The sequence below is a fragment of the Streptomyces sp. NPDC059853 genome, from assembly GCF_042731495.1.
Lineage (GTDB): Bacteria > Actinomycetota > Actinomycetes > Streptomycetales > Streptomycetaceae > Streptomyces.
Genome location: NZ_JBHWJL010000455.1, coordinates 1 through 2,756, shown reverse-complemented (window position 1 = coordinate 2,756; position 2,756 = coordinate 1). Strand labels below are relative to the sequence as shown.

Sequence of the window (2,756 nt, the reverse complement as noted above, 5' to 3'; positions counted from 1 at the left end):
GGTGTCCACTGCGTATGTCTAGGTCGTGGGCCCGGTCGCCACCGTGCTGTGCGCGGCGGTGGACACCGGTCAGGGGTTCGCGACGCTCGCCCGGCAGATCGTGCAGGACGTGCTGGGGGTCGAGGAGGTGCATGTCGCGCCGGTCGACACCGACCAGCCACCGGCGGGGCCGGGGCTGCGCGGCCGGCACACCTGGGTGTCCGGCGGGGCGGTGGAGCGGGCCGCGAAGATGGTCCGCACCCAGCTGCTCCAGCCGCTGGCCTCGACGTTCGGGATGTCCCCGGAGCTGCTGACCATCGCGGACGGCAAGATCACCTCGTACGACGGGGTGCTCAGCACCACGGTCGCCGAGGCGCTGGAGGGCAAGGAGCTGTGGGCCACGGCGCAGTGCCGCCCGCACCCCACCGAGCCGCTGAACGCCGCCGGGCAGGGCGACGCCTTCGTCGGGCTGGCCTTCGCGGCGGTACGGGCCGTGGTGGACGTCGACGTGGAGCTGGGCTCGGTGCGGGTGGTGGAGATGGCCATCGCGCAGGACGTGGGCCGGGTCCTCAACCCGGCGCAGCTGCGGGCCCGGATCGAGGCGGGGGTCACGCAGGGGGTGGGCACCGCGCTGATGGAGCATCTGCGGGTGGCGCGCGGGGTGGTGCGGCGCCCGGACTTCGCGGACTACGCGCTGCCGACGGCGCTGGACGTGCCGGACATCCGGATCGTGGAACTGCTGGAGGAGCGGGACGTGGTGGCGCCGTTCGGGGCGAAGGCGGCGGGCGCGGTGCCCGTCGTGGTGTCCCCGGCGGCGGTGGCGGCCGCGGTCCGGGCGGCCACCGGGCGGCCGGTCAACCGGCTGCCGATCCGGCCGCAGTCCGCGGTGGTGAACGTGAACTCCGCCGCGCAGCCGCAGCCGTAACCGGCTCCCGGGACGCCACGAGGACCGGGGGAGCCGGTCCGCGAGCGGTGGTGCGCCCCGGGCGGCTCGCGGTGTGGTGACGCCCCGCCGGCCCCGGGTGGACCGGGGTCAGGCCGCGGCGCCGAGCACCAGCAGCAGATGGGTGTCCTCCCCGTGCCGCACCGTCCCGGCGCGGTGGAACCCGTGCTTCTCCAGCAGCCGCACCGATCCGGTGTTCCCCTCGTGCGGATCGGCGTACAGCGGACGGGTCGGCTCCCGCTCCAGGAAGAGCGCGAGCGCCCGGGTGCCGATGCCCCGCCCCCAGTACGCGCGGCCCAGCCAGTACCCGAGCCACCGGCGGTCCCCGTCCGTCCAGGCCACCACGTTCCCGGCGACCTCCCCGTCGACGGTGACGGCCCGCACCAGGACCGTGGGGTCGGCGAGCACCCGTGTGGTCCAGTGCCGCATGAAGGCCTCCCGCTCCCGGGGCGGGAAGCGGGAGCGGGCGGCGGCCTCCGGGTCGTGTTCCTGGGCGAAGAACACCTCCAGGTCGGCCGGGACGACCTCCCGCAGCCGTACCCGCTCCTGTCCATCCGCCCGCTCCCGGCCCTGCCCCTGCTCCGGTCCCCGCCGCTGTTCGCTCATGGTGCGGAGTCTGCCACCGCCCACTGACAACGCCGCCCTGCCCGGCCCCGCGGCGTCCCCGCCGGTCAGCCGGCGGTGGCGCCCACGTACGCGGCCAGATGCTCGCCGGTCAGCGTCGTGCGGTCCGCGACCAGCTCGGCGGGCGTGCCCTCGAAGACGATCCGGCCGCCGTCGTGACCGGCGCCCGGGCCCAGGTCGATGATCCAGTCCGCGTGCGCCATCACCGCCTGGTGGTGCTCGACGACGATCACCGACTTCCCGGCGTCCACCAGCCGGTCCAGCAGGCCCAGCAACTGCGCCACGTCCGCCAGGTGCAGCCCGGCCGTCGGCTCGTCCAGGACGTACACCCCGCCCCGCTCCGCGAGGTGCCCGGCCAGCTTCAGCCGCTGCCGTTCCCCGCCGGAGAGCGTGGTGAGCGGCTGTCCGAGGCTGAGGTAGCCGAGCCCGGCGTCCGCGAGCCGGTCCAGGACGCGGCGCGCGGCCGGCAGGGGCGCCTCGCCGCCGGTGCCGAAGAACTCCCGGGCCCGCTCCACCGGCATCGCCAGCACCTCGCTGATGTCCCGGCCGCCCAGCCGGTACTCCAGCACCGCGGGCTGGAACCGCTTCCCCTCGCACTCCTCGCAGGGAGTGGCGACACCGGCCATCATCGCCAGGTCGGTGTAGATCACCCCGGCGCCGTTGCACTGCGGGCAGGCGCCCTCGGAGTTGGCGCTGAACAGCGCGGGCTTGACCCCGTTGGCCTTGGCGAACGCCTTGCGGATGGGCTCCAGCAGCCCGGTGTAGGTGGCCGGGTTGGAGCGCCGCGAGCCGCGGATCGCCTCCTGCCCGATCGCCACCACCTCCTGCCCGGCGGCCTCCGCCTGGCCGGGCAGCGCGCCGTGCACCAGGGAACTCTTCCCCGACCCGGCGACGCCGGTGATCACGGCGAGCACGCCCAGCGGGATGTCGACGTCCACCTCGCGCAGGTTGTGGGTGGCCGCGCCCCGGATCTCCAGCGCGCCGGTGGGGGTGCGGACCTTCTCCTTCAGCGCCGTCCGGTCCTCCAGGTGCCGGCCGGTGACGGTGTCCCCGGCCCGCAGCCCGGCCACCGTGCCCGTGTAGCAGACCCGCCCGCCCGCCGCGCCGGCGCCGGGGCCGAGGTCGATCACGTGGTCGGCGATGGCGATCGTCTCGGGCTTGTGCTCGACGACCAGCACGGTGTTGCCCTTGTCGCGCAGCCGCAGCAGCA

At 75.4% G+C, this 2,756-nt stretch carries 2 protein-coding genes and 1 pseudogene; 1 reads left to right on the top strand and 2 read right to left on the bottom strand.

What is annotated here, in order from left to right; genetic code table 11:
* Window positions 1–34 precede the first annotated feature (34 nt).
* Window positions 35–904: pseudogene (locus ACFV5N_RS26640) on the top strand (molybdopterin cofactor-binding domain-containing protein); the annotation flags it as partial.
* 108 nt (window positions 905–1,012) lie between these two features.
* Here the strand turns inward: ACFV5N_RS26640 and ACFV5N_RS26635 are convergent.
* Complete coding sequence (locus ACFV5N_RS26635) at window positions 1,013–1,528, bottom strand: GNAT family N-acetyltransferase (protein WP_385604744.1); 516 nt, start codon at window positions 1,526–1,528, stop codon at window positions 1,013–1,015.
* A gap of 65 nt (window positions 1,529–1,593) precedes the next feature.
* Window positions 1,594–2,756, bottom strand: a 1,163-nt coding sequence (locus ACFV5N_RS26630; protein ID WP_385604742.1) for an ATP-binding cassette domain-containing protein, incomplete at its 5' end; no start/stop codon positions are given.

Bases quoted from the DNA above. Each gene is read 5' to 3' on its own strand.
- ACFV5N_RS26635 (WP_385604744.1), bottom strand. From the start codon at position 1,528: ATGAGCGAACAGCGGCGGGGACCGGAGCAGGGGCAGGGCCGGGAGCGG.